This is a genomic window from Streptomyces sp. SID3343, from assembly GCF_009865215.1.
In the GTDB taxonomy this organism is placed as follows: Bacteria; Actinomycetota; Actinomycetes; order Streptomycetales; family Streptomycetaceae; genus Embleya.
Genome location: NZ_WWJX01000538.1, coordinates 1 through 819, shown reverse-complemented (window position 1 = coordinate 819; position 819 = coordinate 1). Strand labels below are relative to the sequence as shown.

Genomic DNA, 819 nt, shown 5'->3' with positions numbered 1-819 from the left:
AGGCACGACCTACGTGCCGAAACTGGTGTCACTGCCCACGGCGGCACCGAAGCCGCGCAAGCGGCGTCCGCTCGACCCGGAGGGCACCGTCCTGGTCACCGGCGGCACCGGTTCGCTGGGCATGCTCGTGGCGCGGCACCTGGTCACCGCGCACGGCGTCCGGCATCTGTTGCTCGCCGGCCGACGCGGGCCGGACGCCCCCGGGGCCCGGGAACTCGTCGCGGAACTGAGCGCATCCGGCGCCCGGGTGGCCGTCCACGCGTGCGACGTCGCGGACCGGACCGCGCTCGCCGGCCTGCTCGACGCGGTACCGGACGCCCACCCGCTCACCGGCGTCGTGCACACCGCGGGGGTGCTCGACGACGGCGTCGTCACGGCGCTCACCACCGACCGCCTGAGGAGCGTGCTGCGCCCCAAGGCGGACGCCGCCCTGGCCCTGCACGACCTGACCCTGGGACACGACCTGGCGGTGTTCGCGCTGTTCTCCTCGGTGGCGGGCACCTTCGGCTCCGCCGGCCAGGCCAACTACGCCGCGGCCAACTGCGCGCTGGACGCCTTGGCCCGACACCGCGGCCGACTCGGATTGGCCGGTACGTCGATCGTCTGGGGTCCCTGGCGGCAGAGCGACGGCATGATGGCGCACCTCGGCGACGCCGATCGGGAGCGGATGGCCCGCTCCGGGTTCGCCCCGCTCGGGCCGCAGGAGGGCTTGGCCCTCTTCGACGCCGCCGTGGCCGGCGACGAACCCGTGGTGGTGGCGATTCGGCCCGCCCCGAGCGCCCCTCGCGGCGGCGAACCGGCGGCGAAGCGGCTCCCGGC

Annotated in this window: 1 protein-coding gene; it reads left to right on the top strand. The window is 75.8% G+C overall.

All coding sequences use genetic code 11. From position 1 onward, the window contains the following. Window positions 1–819: beta-ketoacyl reductase (locus tag GT354_RS16705; protein WP_161357099.1), on the top strand; the 819-nt coding region annotated here is incomplete at both ends.